At 59.8% G+C, this 18,888-nt stretch carries 16 protein-coding genes; 12 read left to right on the plus strand and 4 right to left on the minus strand.

Annotation, left to right across the window (positions count from 1 at the left end):
- The first annotated feature begins 5 nt into the window (after window positions 1-5).
- Window positions 6-4,199 (plus strand): autotransporter assembly complex protein TamB, encoded by a 4,194-nt coding sequence (tamB, locus tag B5495_RS01590; protein ID WP_331712887.1) that lies wholly within the window; start codon window positions 6-8, stop codon window positions 4,197-4,199.
- Window positions 4,200-4,298: 99 nt separating this feature from the next.
- A complete protein-coding gene (gene msrA / locus B5495_RS01595) occupies window positions 4,299-4,910 on the plus strand; it encodes a peptide-methionine (S)-S-oxide reductase MsrA (RefSeq protein WP_079550743.1) in 612 nt (203 codons plus the stop codon).
- 16 nt (window positions 4,911-4,926) lie between these two features.
- On the opposite strand, the gene can is transcribed toward msrA, so the two are convergent.
- Window positions 4,927-5,574, minus strand: a complete 648-nt coding sequence (gene can / locus B5495_RS01600) for a carbonate dehydratase (RefSeq protein WP_079550746.1) — start codon at window positions 5,572-5,574, stop codon at window positions 4,927-4,929.
- Window positions 5,575-5,760: 186 nt separating this feature from the next.
- On the opposite strand from can, the gene gorA reads away from it, so the two are divergent.
- From gorA to B5495_RS01620, 4 genes are all read left to right on the plus strand, one after another.
- Window positions 5,761-7,143 (plus strand): glutathione-disulfide reductase, encoded by a 1,383-nt coding sequence (gene gorA / locus B5495_RS01605; protein ID WP_079550748.1) that lies wholly within the window; start codon window positions 5,761-5,763, stop codon window positions 7,141-7,143.
- A gap of 131 nt (window positions 7,144-7,274) precedes the next feature.
- Window positions 7,275-7,853, plus strand: a complete 579-nt coding sequence (gene ectA / locus B5495_RS01610) for a diaminobutyrate acetyltransferase (protein ID WP_079550750.1) — start codon at window positions 7,275-7,277, stop codon at window positions 7,851-7,853.
- A gap of 113 nt (window positions 7,854-7,966) precedes the next feature.
- Window positions 7,967-9,250, plus strand: coding sequence for a diaminobutyrate--2-oxoglutarate transaminase (ectB, locus tag B5495_RS01615; protein WP_079550751.1), 1,284 nt, complete (start codon window positions 7,967-7,969; stop codon window positions 9,248-9,250).
- 99 nt (window positions 9,251-9,349) lie between these two features.
- The gene (locus B5495_RS01620; RefSeq protein WP_079550753.1) at window positions 9,350-9,742 is read left to right on the plus strand and encodes an ectoine synthase; all 393 of its coding nucleotides are present in this window, start codon (window positions 9,350-9,352) and stop codon (window positions 9,740-9,742) included.
- Between the two features lie 203 nt (window positions 9,743-9,945).
- On the opposite strand, the gene B5495_RS01625 is transcribed toward B5495_RS01620, so the two are convergent.
- Both B5495_RS01625 and B5495_RS01630 read right to left on the minus strand, forming a co-directional pair.
- Entirely contained in the window at window positions 9,946-11,988 is a 2,043-nt protein-coding gene (locus B5495_RS01625; protein ID WP_079550755.1) for a CocE/NonD family hydrolase, read from the minus strand.
- A gap of 23 nt (window positions 11,989-12,011) precedes the next feature.
- Window positions 12,012-13,313: an ATP-grasp domain-containing protein gene (locus tag B5495_RS01630; RefSeq protein ID WP_079550757.1), complete on the minus strand. Its 1,302-nt coding sequence runs from the start codon at window positions 13,311-13,313 to the stop codon at window positions 12,012-12,014.
- 237 nt (window positions 13,314-13,550) lie between these two features.
- Between B5495_RS01630 and B5495_RS01635 the strand changes: the two genes are divergently transcribed.
- Genes B5495_RS01635 through yidD form a run of 6 tightly spaced genes read left to right on the plus strand, consistent with a single transcriptional unit; the run spans window position 13,551 to window position 18,244 of the window.
- Entirely contained in the window at window positions 13,551-14,390 is an 840-nt protein-coding gene (locus tag B5495_RS01635; protein ID WP_079550759.1) for an ATP-dependent zinc protease family protein, read from the plus strand.
- 48 nt (window positions 14,391-14,438) lie between these two features.
- A complete protein-coding gene (locus B5495_RS01640; protein WP_079550761.1) occupies window positions 14,439-15,962 on the plus strand; it encodes an inactive transglutaminase family protein in 1,524 nt (507 codons plus the stop codon).
- Window positions 15,959-16,951: an alpha-L-glutamate ligase-like protein gene (locus B5495_RS01645; RefSeq protein WP_079550763.1), complete on the plus strand. Its 993-nt coding sequence runs from the start codon at window positions 15,959-15,961 to the stop codon at window positions 16,949-16,951. Before B5495_RS01640 ends, B5495_RS01645 begins: the two co-directional genes overlap by 4 nt.
- A 54-nt stretch (window positions 16,952-17,005) precedes the next feature.
- The gene (locus tag B5495_RS01650; RefSeq protein WP_079550765.1) at window positions 17,006-17,467 is read left to right on the plus strand and encodes a transcriptional repressor; all 462 of its coding nucleotides are present in this window, start codon (window positions 17,006-17,008) and stop codon (window positions 17,465-17,467) included.
- A gap of 13 nt (window positions 17,468-17,480) precedes the next feature.
- A complete protein-coding gene (gene hisI, locus B5495_RS01655; RefSeq protein ID WP_079550767.1) occupies window positions 17,481-17,948 on the plus strand; it encodes a phosphoribosyl-AMP cyclohydrolase in 468 nt (155 codons plus the stop codon).
- Window positions 17,945-18,244, plus strand: coding sequence for a membrane protein insertion efficiency factor YidD (gene yidD, locus B5495_RS01660; protein ID WP_079550769.1), 300 nt, complete (start codon window positions 17,945-17,947; stop codon window positions 18,242-18,244). Before hisI ends, yidD begins: the two co-directional genes overlap by 4 nt.
- Here yidD and B5495_RS01665 read toward each other — a convergent pair.
- On the minus strand, window positions 18,241-18,867 hold the full coding sequence (locus tag B5495_RS01665) for a DUF938 domain-containing protein (protein ID WP_079550771.1): 627 nt from the start codon (window positions 18,865-18,867) through the stop codon (window positions 18,241-18,243). The genes yidD and B5495_RS01665 overlap by 4 nt on opposite strands.
- Between the last annotated feature and the right edge of the window lie 21 nt (window positions 18,868-18,888).

Below are 18,888 nucleotides of genomic sequence, written 5' to 3' on the forward strand. Positions count from 1 at the left end.
CGTACGTGCCCGACGCTAAACCAACGCCTGACAGGCGCCGCGCCGATGCGCACAAACGTTCTCGCAAGCGCCCGCAAAAGCGTTCGCAACGGCTGAGCACTCGGCAGCGGCTATGGCTGTTCGGCTGGAGCCTGTTTCGCCTGCTGATCTGGCTGCCGCTGTGGCTGCTGGCGTTGCTGATGCTGGTATTAGGTCTGGTGCTTGCGCCTTGGGGCATCGGCTTTTTGCTGTCGCAGGCAGAAAAGCGCGATGTCATTAGCGTTGAGCACCACGAGGGAGGCCTGCTGGATGATTTTCGCCTGCAGGGCTTTGCCATGAATGCCTTTGGCGTACAGGCCCGCATCGGCGAGTTTGAGCTGACCTGGGCCGATGACTGCCTGCTTTCCGGCAAGCTCTGCCTGGACACGCTACGCGTGGTTGACGCCGATATTCGCCTGTCGCCGGCCGGCGAGCCTGAGGCGCCGCCCCCCGAGCCGGAAGAACAGGAACCCGCTGGCGAGATTGCGCTGCCGTTTCCCATCGAGCTGCGAAAGCTTGCGCTGGATAACGTCAGCGTCCAGCTGGGCGACGGCACCCGCCTTGGCTGGGCACATTTTGAAAGCGCGCTGAGCGCTGCCGGCGGCGAGATCAACATCGCCCCGACAACGCTGGATAAGCCACGTCTGTATCTGCCGCCCAGCCCCGGGGTGCGTTTAACCCAAAACGTCGATACACCGCTGTTTGCCGAAGGCATCGACGCCGCCATTGCGCTACAAACGCCGGCTGACACCGAGACCGTGCCTGAAGAAGAGGCAGTGCCGCTTGATGAAGCGCTGGCCGCGCGCAAGCCCATTCAACTGCCGGCCATTACGCTGCCAGTCAACGTCAATCTTGAACGGCTGGAGGTGAACGATTTTGTCGTCAGTGGTGCTGCCGAGTATACCGTTAACGAATTACGCCTGGGGCTTGAAGGTGACGGAGAGAAAATCACGCTGACCCAGTTCAATCTCGTGACACCAGACGCCAGCGCACGGCTGGATGCCAACACCACGCTAAGTAACGCCTACCCGCTGTCGGCGAACCTCCACGTGGTGCTATTTTTGCCCGAGCTGATGCCCGAACTCAGCGGCGAAGAGCTGACCCTTGAGCTTTCCGGCGCGCTTGACGACCTGAAGGCCGAGCTTAACGCCAGCGGCACGGTGAACGCCCGGTTCACCGCCAAAGCCAACCTGCTGGCTCCCGCCATCCCGTTTGAGCTGCGCCTGCAAAGCGATTCACTGCAGTGGCCGTTGCCGTCCCGGGATGCTGCCGCGCTGGCCGAAAGCACGGCGGTGAACGCAGGTGCCGCTACTCAGGTGGCGCCGGCATCTGCGCCTGAACCGCCGGCGGACAAAGGCGCGGGAGAAGCTCAGGCCACAGCGGAAATCGACCCCTATCAGCTGCGTTCGCTGAATCTTTCGGCCAGCGGGAGCCTTGAAGGCTACAGCGCCCGGCTGTCGTTTCAGGCCGAGGGGCCCAGCGTACCGCAAACAGATGTATCGCTTGCCGGTACCGGCGATATTGCCCATTTCGCCTGGGAACCGCTGACGGTAGATACCGGCGACGGCAGCCTGGTCAGTCAGGGGCAGGTGGAATGGCTGGCACCGTTTAACGTCAATGCCACGCTGTCGCTTGATGACTTCGACCCCAACCAGTTTGTGGATGCGCTGGAAGGCCGGCTCAGCGGCAACGCCGAGCTGAGCGTGCGCCAGCTGGACGACCAGTGGGCAATTGCCATTCCCGCGCTGGATATTGGCGGTAAGCTACAGGGTTACCCGCTGACGCTTGAAGCGGCGCTTGAGGCCAACAGCAACCTGAATCTGGATATTAGCCGGTTGAACTTCGCCCAGGGCAACAACCGCCTGACGGCCAGCGGCATAGTCAGCGAAGAGATCATCACGCTGGACGCTGACATCAACCTGCGCGAACTGGACAGCATTTCATCCGAACTGGGTGGCACCCTGACCGGCGACATCACCGCTCGGGGAAGCTTTGCGGCGCCGGAAATCGTCGCCAACCTTGAGGGTAATACGCTGCGTTTTGCCCAGAATACGCTGCAACGGCTGCAGCTGGAGGCCGACGTGCGCGGTATTGATGATCCGGCGCTGGACGTGAGCCTTGCGCTTTCCGGGCTGGAGGCCGGCGGCCAGTCTCTGGATAGCGTCACTCTTGACCTTGACGGCAAGCTGTCACAGCACCGATTGGCGCTTGAGGCGAAGGGCGGTGCTGATAACGAGATACTGACGCGTGCACAGCTGGCCCTTGATGGCGGCCTGAATCAGGCACAAAGCCGCTATCAGGCGACGCTTTCGCCGCTTGAAGTGGATTCCAGCGCCGGGGATATTCGCCTGGAATCGCCGCTGGATATCAGCTACCGGCTGGACCGCAGCGAGCTGCAGCTGACACCGTTTTGCCTGCGCCGCGAGCAGGGCGGCGTGGTCTGCTCGACAAAACCGCTGACGGCCTCGGCGCAGCAGGGCGAAGCCGCACTGTCGCTGCGAGAGGTGCCCACGGAAGCCGCCGAGCCGTTCCTGCCCGAAGGCTGGCAGTTAAGCGGCGATACCACGGCGGATCTCGCGGCGTCGTGGTCGGCGGGCGGCACGCAATGGCAGGCCGACGGCGACCTGGCAAGCGAGCTTTCGATTACCGCCATCAACGACTATGGCCAGCCGGTTGAGCTGCCGCGCATCAACCTGGACACCCAGCTCAAGGCCACGCCACGTCAGGCCGGAGCCGACGTGACGCTATCGCTTGCCAATGCCGGGGAAGCTACGTTGAACGTGAGCGTGGCTGATCCTTTGGGCGCCGGTGCACTAGACGGCACGCTTGCCATTAACAACGTCGAACTCGCGCCGTACCGGCCGCTGGTGGTGGGCATGTCCGAGCTTGCCGGCACCCTGAATGGTGACGTTAACATCTCCGGCTCTACGCAAAAGCCCGACTTGCAGGGGGCGCTTGAGCTGACCGGCATCAACGTGGCCGGACCGGATATCCCCGTGACCGTGCCCGATGGTGAAGTCAACGTGTCGTTCAACGGCGAACGCGGCAACATCGACGGCTTTTTGGCGGCTGAACGGGGCCGGCTGAATATCAACGGCGACGCCGTATGGCCCAGTGGCGATGCGTGGCGCGTTAACGTGGACCTCAACGCGGCCTCCCCGCTACTGGTGACGCTGCCGCAGTTCGGCCGGCTGGAAGCATCGCCGGATATTCAGATCCGCGTCAATCCTGAGCGGCTGCAGGTGCGCGGCAACGTGAACGTGCCCTGGGCGCGGCTGGAAGTGGGTGACATACCCAGCTCGGCGACCATGCCCAGTACCGACGAAGTCATTATTACCGAGCGTGAAGATAAAGAAGCCGAGCAGCTGGCCGAAAAACGTCGGGCAAAGCATCCCGATACGCCCAGTGCGGCCGACGAGCTGGCAAGCGCCGGCATGGCCATGGATGTACGCATTACCATTACGCTGGGCGGCGATATGCAGCTGTCGGCTTACGGACTGGAGTCAGGACTCGGCGGCTCGCTTGAGGTGCGCCAGAACAGCGGCGGACTGCAGCTGTTTGGCGATGTGAACCTGGTGGACGGACGCTTCAAGGCGTTTGGCCAGGATCTGTTGATTCGTCGCGGCAAGATCTACTTCAGCGGGCCGCCGGGATTGCCGGCACTTGATTTTGAGGCGATCCGCAACCCGGATATCACCGAAGACGACGTGATTGCCGGGGTCCGCGTTACGGGCATTGCCGCAGAGCCCAATATCGCGATTTTCGCGGAGCCGGCAATGAATGAAACTCGCGCGTTGTCCTATCTGCTGCGTGGCCGTGCCCCGGACGCGTCGGGCGGCGGTGTAGACAGCGCCCTGGCCACTGCGCTGATCGGTATGTCGTTGGGTCGCGCCGGCGGTGCGGTCGGCTCGGTGGGCGAAGCCTTCGGCATCGATGATTTAACCCTGGATACCACCGGGGCCGGCGACGACAGCCAGGTGGCCGTCAGCGGCCAGCTAAGCGAAAGGCTGCGAGTCAGCTATGGCGTGGGCATCTTTTCGCCCATCGCCGAGCTTACCTTGCGCTATACGCTGTGGCGTAACTTGTATCTGCAGGCGGTGTCCGGCGCCAGCCAGGCGGTAGACCTGATTTATCAGTTCAGCCGCGAGGGAAATCCGCAGGTGCTGAAGCTCGACAACTAGCCGAAACCGTCGCTGATAGCGGCGGTCAAAGACACACGTCACGTCACACTGGTCAAGCAGAACGGGGCACACAGAATTAACTCAACAGAGGACAGCGTTATGACACTATTTGCAGGCGCGCTTTCCGGCCGCGATACCCCCATTGCCACTAGCAAGACGCACGCCGTCAGCGGCGCGTCGCTGCATCCGCCGTTTGCTGCGGGGCATGAGATAATCGTGCTGGGAATGGGCTGTTTCTGGGGAGTCGAGCGGCTTTTCTGGCAGCTGCCCGGCGTTATTGTCACCGCCGCGGGCTATGCCGGTGGCCAGACGCCCAACCCGACCTACAAGGAAGCCTGTAGCGGGCGCACCGGCCACGCGGAAGTGGTGGAAGTCGTGTATGACCCGGCAGTAATCAGTGTGGAGGCGCTGTTAAAGACGTTCTGGGAAAATCACGACCCGACCCGGGGGAATCGGCAGGGCAACGATATCGGCCCGCAGTACCGTTCGGTTATCCTGACCACCACGGAAGCCCAGCTTGACGCCGCCGAGCAGAGCGCCGCGGCCTTTCAGCCATCGTTAACCGAGGCCGGGCGCGGCGCTATCACCACCGAGATAAAACCGCTTGAGCATTTTTACTACGCCGAGGGATATCACCAGCAGTATCTGGCCAAAAACCCGCAGGGCTACTGCGGGCTGAAAGGCACCGGCGTCAGCTGCCCGGTGGGCTAACCCACCGGGCGAGGCGTCAATCGCTGGGCGTCAGGCGGTCGATACGGTACAGGGTTTCGACCTGATCAAGCCCTGAGACCGTGCAGTTGAGGTTTTTGACCAGACCGTCGCTGAGCCCGTAAACCCAGCCGTGTATGGTGACGTCGTCGCCGCGTTGCCAGGCGCGTTGCAAAATCTTGGTGCGGCTTAGGCTGTTGACCTGCGCTTTGACGTTGAGCTCGCACATCCGGTCGATCTGCTCGTTAAGCGGAAGGTGATCAAGCGAGTTGCGGTGGCGGTTGTACAGCTCGCGTACCGAATGCAGCCAGAAATCCACCATGCCGCACTCGCCCCCCTGCACCGCCGCCTTGATCCCGCCGCAGCCGTAGTGGCCGACAATCATGATGTGCTTGACCTTGAGCACATCGACCGCATATTGCACCACGGAGAGCGCGTTCATATCGGTATGGTTCAACAGGTTGGCGACGTTACGGTGGACAAATACCTCGCCCGGCGGCAGGGCAATGATCTGGTTGGCCGGCACGCGGCTGTCCGAGCAGCCGATCCATAGGTAATCGGGGTTTTGCTGCCGCGATAGCCGCGCAAAGTAGTCCGGGTCGTCCTGGCAGATTTTCTCGGCCCATTCGCGGTTATTGTCCAGGAGGTGGTTCAGCGAGTCTGACATTGGCTTTCTCTGGCAATGGCTGGAATAAAAAAGGGTACGTGTAAGGATGCGCAGCAGGGTAAAACGAGAGCTATATGAAACGCTAACGGGGTAAACCAGTGACGGCACCGGCAGACGCTGCTAGCGTGGCGAACCTAGCGTGGTAAACAACATGGCGCCGCTGACACAATCGTACAGGAGCATATAATGGCAGACGCAGCATCCTATGAGTATGACCTTTTTGTTATCGGCGCGGGTTCAGGCGGCGTGCGTGCGGCGCGTACGGCTGCGGCAGAAGGCGCGCGCGTGGGTATCGCCGAAGACCGCTATCTGGGTGGCACCTGCGTTAACGTGGGCTGCGTACCGAAAAAACTCTATTCCTATGCGGCACATTTTCACGATAGCTTTGACGATGCGGCAGGGTTTGGCTGGGAGCTTGCCGCACCCGCCACGTTCAACTGGGTAACGCTCAGGGAGAACAAGAAAGGCGAAATCAAGCGTCTCAACGGTATTTATCAGCGCCTGCTTGAAGGCGCCGGCGTAACGCTGTTCAACGCCCGCGCCACGGTGATGGACGAGCACACCGTTATGCTCCGCAGCGACCAGGGCGAGCAACGCATCAGCGCAGCCAAAATTCTGGTGGCCACCGGCGGCTGGCCGTGGGTGCCTGATTTTCCCGGCTGTGAATATGCCATTGATTCCAATCAGGTATTTGATCTGGAAACGTTTCCCGAGCGTTTCTTGGTGCTCGGCGGCGGCTATATTGCCGTGGAGTTTGCCAGTATTTTCAACGGGCTGGGCAGCGAGACCCATCTGATCTATCGGCAGGATCTGTTTCTGCGCGGCTTTGATCACGAAGTCCGCGAGTTCACCCGGGATGAAATGGCGCGCAAAGGCGTTAACCTGCACTTTAACGCCAATATCGTGCAAATCGAGAAGGGCGCTAACGGCTATCGCGTGACGCTGACCGACGGCGAAGTGCTTGAGGTGGATGCCGTGCTTGCCGCGACCGGCCGCCACGCCAATATTCAGGGGCTCGGACTGGATACGCTGGGCATTATTCCCGACGCTCAGGGCAAGATTCCGGTCAATGAGCGTTTTGAAACCGCCGTGCCGTCAGTGCTTGCGCTGGGTGATGTGATTGAAGGCCCGGAACTGACGCCGGTAGCGCTGGCAGAAGCCATGCAGCTGGTGGACACCCACTTCAAACAGCAAAGCCCGCCGCCGCTTGATTACGACACGATTCCCACCGCGGTGTTCTGTCATCCCAATATTTCGACCGTGGGGCTGACAGAAGAAGAGGCACGCGAGCGTAACGGCGACATTCGCGTGTACCGCACCGATTTTCGCGCCATGCAGCATACGCTTTCCGGCAGCCAGGAGCGCACGCTGATGAAGCTGTTGGTGGATGATGCTACCGACGTGGTGATTGGTGCCCATATGGTGGGCGAAGACGCCGGCGAGCTGATCCAGGGTGTTGCCATTGCCGTGCGTGCGGGGCTCAAAAAAGCTGATTTCGACCGTACTATCGGCATTCATCCGACCGGGGCGGAAGAATTCGTCACCCTGCGCACGCTTAGCCGGCGCTGATGTTCCACAACGCTTCACATGGCTACTATAAAAAATAATTATAGAAACAGGCATAGTGAATAATAGGCTTTTTGAATTCGACTCGGGCTGATGTTATTATCAGCCCAACATCGCAACAGCGAAGCACGCACATGAACAGACCAATACAGCCGTTTACACCATCCGCAGACCTTGTCCGGCCGACCGTTGCCGATGCCGTGGTAGGGCGTGCGGAAACGCCGCTGTTTATCCGCAAGCCCAACGCCGAAGACGGTTGGGGCATCTACGAACTGATCAAATCCTGCCCGCCGCTGGACGTTAACTCCGGCTATGCCTATCTTTTGCTTGCTACCCAGTTTCGCGATACCTGCGCGGTAGCGCTCAATGAAGAGGGTGAAGTGGTGGGCTTCGTTTCGGGCTACGTCAAGGACAACGCGCCGGATACGTATTTTCTCTGGCAGATTGCCGTGGGTGAAAAGGCCCGCGGAACGGGGCTCGCCCGTCGTCTGGTAGAGGCCGTCATGACGCGTCCGGAACTTAATAACGTGCATCATCTCGAAACCACTATCACCCCGGATAACATGGCATCCTGGGGGCTGTTCCGGCGCTTGGCCGCACGTTGGCATGCGCCGCTCAACAGTCGTGAATATTTCTCGACGGAACAGCTGGGAGGTGAGCACGATCCGGAAAATCTGGTGCGTATCGGGCCTTTTCAGACGAGTGCTATATAGCAATATTTAATGGCACTCGGTAAATCGCTTCATTTAACCTTTCAAGGCGCCAGGTTTCATCGCGCTTAGCTTTGTTTATTTGCTTGTAACACGATCCAAAAAGGAGGTCGCTCATGCAGACCGAGACGTTTGAACGCCTGGAATCGAATGTTCGTACGTATTCACGCTCTTTCCCGGTGGTTTTCACCAAGGCGAAAGGCGCTTGCCTGACCGATGAAAACGGCCGCGAGTACATCGATTTTCTGGCCGGCGCGGGCACGCTGAACTACGGGCACAACAATCCGCACCTCAAGCAGGCGCTGGTTGATTACATCGCAACAGACGGCGTCGTGCATGGTCTGGACATGTGGACAACCGCCAAACGCGACTATTTTGAAGCGTTTGAAGAGCTGATCCTCAAGCCGCGTAACCTTGACTACAAGATTCAGCTGCCGGGGCCGACGGGTACCAACGCGGTAGAAGCCGCCATTCGTCTGGCACGCAAGGTCAAGCAGCGTCACAACATTGTGGCGTTCACCAACGGTTTCCACGGTGTGACCATGGGTGCACTGGCGACCACGGGTAACCGCAAGTTCCGCGAAAACACCGGCGTACCGACGTTAGGCGGTAGCTTTGTGCCTTTCGACGGCTACATGGGTGATTCCACCGATACGCTGGACTACTTTGAAAAGCTGCTCGGCGACAAGTCTGGCGGTCTGGATGTACCGGCCGCGGTTATCGTCGAAACCGTACAGGGCGAGGGCGGTATCAACGTCTCCGGCCTTGAATGGCTCAAGCGCTTGGAAAGCATTTGCCACGCTAATGACATCCTGCTGATTATCGATGACATTCAGGCGGGCTGTGGCCGTACCGGCAAGTTCTTCAGCTTTGAACACGCTGGCGTCGTGCCGGACATGGTCACCAACTCCAAGTCACTCTCTGGCCTGGGGCTGCCGTTTGCCCATGTATTGATGCGTCCTGAGCTGGATCAGTGGAAGCCCGGCCAATATAACGGCACGTTCCGTGGTTTCAGCTACGCCATGGTGACCGCCACGGCAGCGCTGAAGCACTACTGGTCTGACGATGCGTTTGAGCTTGAAGTACAGCGCAAGGGCAAGATCGTCGAAGAGCGTTTCCAGAAGCTCGCTGCTATGCTGAGCAAAGCCGGCATGCCGGCGTCTGAGCGTGGCCGTGGCCTGATGCGTGGCATCGACGTGGAAACCGGCGATATTGCCGACAAGATTACCGGCAAGGCGTTTGAAAACGGCCTGATCATCGAAACCAGCGGTCAGGACGGCGAAGTCGTGAAGTGCCTGTGCTCGCTGACCATCACCGATGACGAGCTGCAAAAAGGCCTGGATATTCTGGAAGCGGCAGTGAAAGACGTTGCCGGTGCGAAAGCCACCGCAGACGCATAACGCTCAGCGTTTGTCTGGCGTTAAAATGCTGATAGCATTAGCACGTTAACTAAATCGTCAGCGGCTCGATCTCGGGCCGCGTTTTTCCAGGAGCTTTTCATGATCGTTCGCAACCTTGAAGAAGCACGCAAAACCGACCGCAAAGTCACCGCAGCCAACGGCAACTGGGACAGCACGCGCCTGTCACTGGCCGACGACGGCGGCAACTGTTCTTTCCATATCACACGGATTTTTGAGGGCACCGAGACTCATATCCACTACAAGAACCACTTTGAAGCGGTTTACTGCATCGAAGGCGAGGGTGAAGTCGAGACGCTGGCCGATGGCAAAATCTGGCCGATCAAGCCGGGTGATATCTACATCCTGGATAAGCACGACGACCACCTGCTGCGTGCTTCCAAGACCATGCACCTGGCCTGCGTGTTCACGCCGGGGCTGACGGGCCATGAGAATCATCGCGCAGATGGCTCCTACGCGGCGCCCGGCGAGTAAGGCATCAGCCACTCGCTGACAGATTGCCAAAGCCTCGCTGAAAAGCGGGGCTTTGGCGTTTCTGGATGAAGGTGTATCACCTTTGACGCCGCTACGCACTAGTTCGCATAATATATATTATGTTAAATTCAGGGTGCCAAGAATGCTGATGCGAGATGATATGCAGGACGCGGCCACGTCGCTACCCAGCTCGGCCGCCCCCTCTAAACCAGATCACGCGGGATCTCTTCATCCCAGGTCTTGGAAAATATACGACTGTTCCCTTCATAGGCATCCAGAGTCGCCCTCAGCCGAAAGTTCTCGGCGTCGGCCGTCATCAACGTGCGTGCTATGGTATGCACTTCCCAATCACCACGCCTGAAGGTGCGTCTCCATTCGGTCCAGCCGCTCAGGCTGTCGTAGTTGTCATAGGAATAGCTATAGCGCTCGACCACCTTAGCCGTGATGGTGAGATCGATATCGTCGAGGCGATAGCTGCCCTCATCGTTGATGACCTCAAGGATATTATTATCGCTGCCCATGTCGCGAATCACTCGCCATTCTTCCTGGCTGGGCTGGATGAGGGTCCGCGCCAACGGCGGTGCCCCTTCGGGTTCGCCGAAGGCATTCAATGACGCCTCTTCCCGGGGTTGTGGCTGGCGACAAGGGAGCAGCAAACAGCTGGCAGCGGGGTTAATCGTCAGTTTGACTGGCTTCGGGGACGGCCAGGCCAAGGGCCAGTAACTGGTGGACAGCGACAGACGAATGGCATGACCCGCGGCAAATTGCTGAGCGATGTGCTTGAGCTTGATGCGTACACGATAGCGCTTGCCCGGCATCAGCGGCTCGGGAAACTCGTCGCTGTCACGATGCGTCAGGTTGAGCAACCCGTAGGAGACGCGCGTTGCCTTGTCATCCATGGCGATGTCGGACAGGCGTAGTGCCACCATCGCTATCGGTTGATCGGCTTCAATATCGAGCTCGACCTCGGGCTGGCCGCAAATCTCCATGGCCTCTTCCAGCCGGGATGTCTGAAAGATGAGCGATCCACCGTCCTCGTCACGCTGGTCATGAGGCAGATCCGGCGGCGCATTATAAGAGCACCACTTGCCGGCATACAGGCCCACGGAGAGCGGAGAACGAATCGTTAGCGGCACGTCATCGGCGGGTGCCAGGGGCGGTGAGTCAGTGGCTTCGGGCAACAGGCCATGACCACTGGTCAGACGAAACGTCTGCTGGATGATGCGCGGCGATGGCCAGCTCGGCTCGCTGACCCAGCGGCCCGGGCGTGTGTCATAACGTGCCGAGGGTGGCACTGAATCCTGCATCCAGACCCGTAGCATCGGTTCATCCATAATGCCGGTCTCTTCGCCCTTCAGCCACTGATCCCACCAGCGCAATGACTCCTGTAGAAAGCCGATGGCCGGCCCCGGCACGCCAAGGTGCGGATACTTGTGTGCCCAGGGGCCAACCAGCCCCTTGCGCGGCACCTCGAGCCCGGCAAGCAGGTGGAAGACGGCGTTGCAGTAGCCATCGGCCCATCCGCTGATGGCATACACCGGGCACTGGATGCGTGAGAAGTCTTCACACACCGAGCCATGCTTCCAATACTCGTCGCGGCGCTGATGCTCAAGCCATTTGGCCAGCCACAGACCACTCCCCTCGAGCCGCTCGAACCACATGTCGCGCCAGCGCTCGCCCACCAGCGCCGGGTCCGGCGGAGAGGCGTTGCCATCGAACATGGTCGATGCCCAGGACAGGTTGTCGCCGAGCAGGCAGCCGCCCATATGGTGGATGTCGTCGGCATAGCGATCATCCGTGGAACACAGGGTAATCACCGCCTTTAGCTCCGGCGGCTGGAGCGCGGCGATCTGCAAGCCATTAAAGCCGCCCCAGGAGATACCCACCATGCCGACACTGCCGGTACACCAGGGCTGCTCGCCCAGCCAGCGCAGCACTTCGACGCCATCTTCCAGCTCCTGCGGCAGGTATTCGTCCGTCAGCACCCCATCTGACTCACCGCTGCCGCGCAGGTCGACGCGCACACCGGCATAGCCGTGACCCGCCCAGTAGGGATGCATCTGAGCATCGCGCACGGCCGTGAGATCGCGTTTACGGTAAGGCAAGTATTCAAGAATCGCCGGTACCGGATGGTGTTCCGCATCCACCGGTCGCCAGATGCGTACGCCCAAGCGGCAGCCATCCGTCAAGGTGATCCAGGTTTCTTCCTCCTGAATTTGGCAAGGAAAGTCGCTGACGATATGCATGGTTCGCTACCTCCTGGTGTTTCCTACCCGACGACATCCTCAAACTCGAAGAGCAGCTTATCGGCCAGACGCCGATAATTGTCCTCGAGCGCCTCGTCGCTGTCCGCCCCCATCCAGATATACGCCAGCGCAAAACTGTAGCTATCCTGCTCCAGCAACGCGGAGAGTTTCGAACCGACCTCGACCTGCAAAGCGATAAGGGTCCCCGGGAATTCTTGCTGCAAGGCCGCGATTTCCTCTTCACTGGGTACCCGGGTGACCACGGCATCGACGAAGAACACTCGATAGAAAAACTTGCCCGCCACTTCGAACTCGCCATGGCGCGATGGCATATCCGGTAGTTTTCCCAGCACCAGGTCAACCGTCACCTGTTGGTTACTGACCCCGTCGACCTTCTCAAACAGATCACAGTGCGACTGGGAGATACGGGTATTGATCTCCAGCAACCAGATGCGGTTTTGTACCTCATCCCAGAAATACTCGACGTTGAACGCTGCATTGTCGTAGCCAATGTGAGTCATGATGGTATCGGTCAGCTCGCGCATCTTGTCCTGGATGTACTCTGGCAAACGCGAGGGGTAACGGTAATAAAAGAAGCTCAAGACATGCGGATAGCGAATGGAATCGACAATGCCGTAGGGTACGACCTTACCCTGATAGACATAGCCCTCGACGGTACACTGCCAGCCGCCAATGATCTCCTCGGCCATGCAATAACCGCCGTCCACGTCACGCACTGTCTGAGGCAGATTGGCCTGATCGAGCACATAGTTGAATGGCTCGGAAATCAGCCCGATATCCTCGCGTAAGCGCTTCACCGCGGCCGTAAAATCCTCGGGATTGTCGATGCGAAAGCCCAGCCGTGAGCCGGAGGACTTGATCGGCTTAATGAAAAAGGGAAAGTACAGACCCCCTTCCCCAATACGCGACAGCGCCCTGTCATCGAAGGGATCAAAGGCGGTAAAACGCGGGATGTAGTTGCCGATCACCTCACGCTGGGCCAGGCGGCTCCAATACTTGTGCTCGCATTTGAGCAGACTTTCGAGGCTCGTGGTACGGGTGCCAAAGCGCTCGCACAAGAGCGGCAACATGGTCGAGACAGGGAAGTCCATATAGCCCGCGATGGCATCGACAGGCCCCTCGAATGCCCGTAGTTGAGCCTCTGCGCGACTGAGCATGTCCTCGATAGGGAAAAAATCGGTCTCGTAGACCTCCTCTGGTTCGATGACACCGTGAAAGCGATAGTTCCTGGCGCCACGCAGCTGCTCGAGCCGCTCACGGTTGAAGCTATTAAGCCCCACGACGAAGATATTGCGATGATCCATGGTGTCCTCTCTGGCGCTCTTGTGTGCGTCAAGCGCTTGCCGTCCAACTTGTGGTCTCATGCGCTGCCCCGCCGAATGCGTCAGAAACCCGTTTATTGCATAAAGCATAGACCCTTATCGCCGCGCGGATGTGGTCTTTGAGTGCAAAACGATGGACCCCCAGGCCAGCACCGATGGACAACCCTACCGTCTTGTCCTTATCATCCCTCTTCCCTACGGCTTAAGGATACGTTCACTATGCGCTACGGTTTTGTTGGGCTGGCAGCGGCGTTGTCACTCACGCTTGCCGGCTGCTCTTTGATGCAGCCTGAAACGCCAGCGCCTTCCCCGTTAACCGGGCCGGCCTTTGACGCGCGCATTGATGAGTTGGAAAGCCGCCTCTCCCAGCAGTGTGATTCTTCCGAGGCGCTGCGCAGCCAGCTTGATTATCAGCAAAACCTGACGGCCGATGTGCGCGAAGTCGGCGGCCTTTTGCGGCATCTGCGCGGTGATGTGGCCACGCTCAAGACCAGCCGCGACAGCGAACCCGCCGTGGTGAACAAGGCCTGCAAGGCCGACGACCTGTTAAGCACCAAAACGCTGGTGGGCCGTAGCGAATGGGTAGGACTGCCCAAGCTTGAGACCTACCTGAAAGCGCGCATTGATTCCGGCGCCAAAACCTCATCGCTTTCCGCCGGCGAGATTACGACGTTCGAGCGTGACGGCGACGACTGGGTACGCTTCAAGCTGGCGCTGAAGGATGATGACGAGGTGGTTGAGGCCAGGCGTGATGAATGGATCGAGGCCCCCATAGAGCGCAAGGTGCGTATTATTCAGGCCTCCGGTGAAGAGTCTCGCCCGGTCATCTCTCTGCTCATGACGCTGGGCCCGATTCGTCAAAACGTCGAGTTTACCCTCAACGACCGTTCGCATCTGGACTATCCGGTGCTGCTGGGACGGCGATTCCTGCTTGATATAGCGCTGGTCGATGTAGCCCAGCGCTACGTTCACGAGCGCCCTTCTTTTTCCACTGCTGAGTCTGACGGTCAAGCCAACGCCGAGTCTGATAACCAGGCCGGTGACGAAGACGACGAGTAACGCCCGGCGCGGCATTGCCGCCGGATTTAATCAACAAGGATTTTTTGCATGTCACGGCTACCGTTTTACTTGATCGTCGGGTTTTTGCTGATTGTCGGCAGCGCGATGACGGCTCATCGCCACCTGCAGTTTGAAATCCCCTGGCTACCCGGCGAACAACGCCAGGTCTGGGAGGTGGAGGCGATGATCGCCTATGATGCCGATGACGGTCCCGTCTCGGTAGACTTTGCCCTGCCCTCGCATCAGCAAGGGTTCCGTGTGTTGACCGAAAACACCGCGTCGTCGGGCTATGGCCTGGCCTATCAGGCCGATGAGTATGGCCGTCGTGCCAACTGGACGGTGCGTGAAGCGTCGGGTGAACAGCAGCTTTACTACTCGGTACAGATGCTGGTCGCGCCGGAATCCCAGCCCGGCGTGCAAACGCCGCCGAAGCTGTCGGCCACCACGCCCTGGGAGCGCCCTTATGACACCGCGGCCAATCAGGTCATTGAACGTGCCTGGTCGCGCAGTGCCAATAACGCCACCTTTGCCCGCGAGCTGATCCGTGACATCAACGGCGAACAGCAGGGAGAAAACGCGCGCTTGCTGCTGACCCAGTTCGACTCGACAGAGCTGATCGTGCGGCTTTTGCATCAGGCTGATGTCAAAGCGCGTGCGGTGAGCGGGCTGATCCTCAAGGACGGGCGCCGCCGGCAGACACTGAGCAGCTGGCTACAGGTGTTTAGCCAGGATGATCAACAATGGTGGCTGTTCAACCCTGCCACCGGCGAGCGCGGTAAGCCGGAGAATCTGCTGCTGTGGGAAGCCGGTGGCCAAGCCGTGCTGGAAGTGGAAGGCGCTAGCGACTCAGGCGTCACCTTTTCCATGCTGACACACGCTCAGCCGGCCGCCGCCGCGGTACGTAATCACCTGTCTGAAGATAGCCTGCTGAACTTCTCGATTCATAGCCTGCCGCTTGAAGAGCAGGCGCTGTTCCAGACGATTCTGCTGATTCCCATTGGTGCACTGGTCGTGGTTCTTTTGCGCGTGCTGGTCGGGGTTAAAACCTCGGGCACTTTCATGCCGGTGTTGATCGCACTGGCGTTTATCCAGACGTCGTTAATGACGGGGCTGCTGGGCTTCCTGTTGATCGTTGCAGTGGGGCTGGTGATTCGTAACTACTTATCATATTTGAATTTATTGCTGGTAGCGAGGGTCTCGGCGGTGATTATCACCGTGATAGCGATTATTTCGATCTTCTCGGTCATTGCCTACCGCATGGGGCTTAATGCCGGACTGACAATCACCTTCTTCCCCATGATTATTCTGGCCTGGACGATCGAGCGCATGTCGATTCTCTGGGAAGAAGAAGGCCCCAAGGAAGTGCTGATTCAGGGCGGCGGCAGCCTGATGACGGCGGTGATCGTGTATCTGGCGATGAACAATCCCGTAGTGCGCCACATCACCTTCAACTTTTTGGGCGTGCAGCTGATTCTGATGGCGCTGATTCTGCTGTTGGGGAATTACACCGGCTACCGTTTGCTTGAGCTGCGCCGCTTCAAACCCATTACCGACGACGAGCCTGGCGTATGAACTGGCTGAAGGACTGGACCTGGCCGACGCGTCTGCGCGATAAAGGTATTATCGGCATGAACCGGCGCAACATACGCTATATCGGGCAATATAATGATCGCCGCCTGTATCCGCTGGTCGATGACAAACTGCAAACCAAGCTGCTGGCGCGCACTCACGGCGTGACCACGCCGGCACTGATCGGCACGGTCACGACCCAGTTTGAGGTCAAGCGTATTGGTGCCATGCTCAAGGACCATCAAGGCTTTGTTGTGAAGCCGGCCAAAGGCAGCGGCGGCAAGGGGATACTGGTCATTGAGAAGGCCAATGCCGAGGGCTTTTTCAAACCCAGTGGGGCGCGCCAGACCCTGACGGATATCGAACGTCACGTGTCGAACATTTTATCCGGGCTTTACTCGCTCGGCGGTTCGCCGGATGTGGCCGTGGTTGAGACGCTGATCAACTTTGAAGACAGCCTGATGGCCTACACGTACGAAGGCGTCCCTGATATCCGCGTCATCGTGTTCCAGGGCTATCCGGTCATGGCGATGATGCGCCTTTCTACCGCCGCGTCAGACGGCAAGGCCAACCTGCACCAGGGTGCCGTGGGCGTAGGGATCGACATGGCCAGCGGCCATGCGCTGCGGGGCGTGCAGTTTGACCGCCCCTGCCACCGCCACCCGGATACCCGGCACGATCTGGCCAGTCTCGTCGTGCCCCAGTGGGATACCCTGCTTAATCTGGCAGCAAGCTGTTACGAAATGACCGGGCTGGGTTATTTGGGCACCGACATGGTGCTGGATCGCGCAGACGGCCCGATGCTGCTGGAGTTGAACGCGCGCCCGGGGCTGGCGATTCAAATGACTAACGGCGAAGGACTGCGGCGTCGGCTCGATCTGATCGAACAACAGACCGAAAAGCGTTCGCCGGAAGAGCGCGTGGCCTTTGCCCAGCACCACTTTGCCCGCCAGAGTGAGCTTGTTGAGCAGCCTGAGCCGGTGGAGGCCTAGCGCCCTCTCGTTCAGGTCGTTTTTATCCGCTCGTCTTTTTCAGGTGCGCCGCCCATGAGTCAATTACATACGCTGCTAGCCCAAGCCGATGCCCAGTGCCTGGCGCGCGGCGTGCGCTTTACGCCGATTCGCCGGCGTGTGCTTGAGCTTATCGCAGCGAGTGGCGGCGGCCTTAAAGCCTATGACCTGCTGGATCAGCTGTCCGTCGAGCACGCCGCCACGCGCCCGCCAACCATATACCGAGCGCTGGAGTTCTTGATCCAGCAGGGGCTTGTTCACCGCATCGAGTCACAGAATGCCTACGTGGCCTGCGCCTGCCCCGAGCACGCCCACGGTTTTCAGCTGCTGATTTGCCGCGCCTGCGGTCAGGTTGAAGAGATCCACTTCGACGAGATCAGCGAGCAGCTGGCCGCCCGCGCTGGTGATCAGGGCTTTCGCGTTGAACGCCAAACCATCGAGTTGATCGGCCTCTGTGCCCCCTGCCTCGCGCTTTCTACGCCCTCGACCCGATCTTAAAGCGAGCCGAACCATGTCACACGTTGAAAAAGACCCCGCCAATACGCTGTTCAAGCGGCTAGAAAGCGCCCTGCCCGATGACCGCCTTCCGGCCGCGGCCGACCTGCTGGACGCGGTCAAGTTCAATGCCGACGGATTGATTCCTGCGATTGCCCAGCAGCACGATAGCGGCGAGGTGCTGATGATGGCGTGGATGAACCCTGAAGCGCTGGATGAGACCCTGCGCACGGGGCGCGTGTGCTACTTTTCGCGCTCGCGGGGAAAGCTCTGGCGCAAGGGTGAGTCGTCCGGCCAGCAGCAGCATTTGAAGGCCGCCGCGCTCGACTGCGATGGCGATACCCTGCTGCTGCAGGTGGAGCAAACGGGCGCCGCCTGTCACAGCGGCCGGCGCAGCTGCTTCTATGTGGACGTGACCGCACAGCCGCGTATTACCAGCGCCCCGCTGATTGACCCTGAAAGCCTCTACGGCGGCAAGGCGTGAAACGCCTGCTGAGCCGCGGTTTGGCCGGGCTGCTGGTGGCGCTGGTGCGGGTGTACCAGTGGGTGATAAGCCCCGTTCTCGGGCCGCGCTGCCGCTTCTGGCCGAGCTGCAGCGCCTACACGATAGAAGCCTTGCAGGTGCACGGGCCGCTGAAAGGCGCAGCGATGGCGGTCAAACGCATTGGCCGCTGCCACCCCGGCAGCGACGGTGGGCTAGACCCGGTACCGGGCGGCCCCAGCGAGACGCTTTGCCGGGAAGATCCCGAACTCGGCGACAATTTTCGTCCGCGCGATTAACGCGCACCGCGACGAAAGATCACGCTCAGGTTGTTGGCCGGCATTTCAATCACCCGCTCAAGCAGCAAACCATTAGCGGCGGCCTCGGCCTCAACGCGTTCCAGATCGCGCAGACCCCAGGACGAATCGCGGGCTTTCAGATCGGTATCAAACGCCTGATTGCTGGGAGCGGTGTGCTGGCCGCCCCGCCGGTACGGGCCGTAAAGAAACAGCACGCCATTATCGCTCAAGTATTCGTTGGCCTGCCGCATCAGCGTTTGGGTGACCTGCCAGGGCGAAATGTGAATCAGGTTGATAGCCACGATGGCGTCGAACGCTGCCGCCTGCCACTCGGCTGGCCAGCGGGTAATCACGTTCAGCTCTGCCGGTGCCAGCAGATTTTCGATTAGCGTGCTTTCTTGCCAGGCGCGGGTGGAGGCCAGCGCAGCGGGATTGGTATCGCTTGGCTGCCACTGCCAGCCGGGCATGGCTTGGGCAAAGTGCATACCGTGCTCGCCGCTCCCGCTGGCCAGTTCCAGCACACGGGCCTGAGGCGGAAGATGCTCGCGCAGCACCGCCAGAATCGGGTCGCGATTACGCGCCGCAGCGGGGCTTTGCAGCCGCTGATCATCAGATGCTGACATGGTTTGGACTCGCGTCATGCG

Source organism: Vreelandella subglaciescola, assembly GCF_900142895.1.
GTDB lineage: Bacteria > Pseudomonadota > Gammaproteobacteria > Pseudomonadales > Halomonadaceae > Vreelandella > Vreelandella subglaciescola.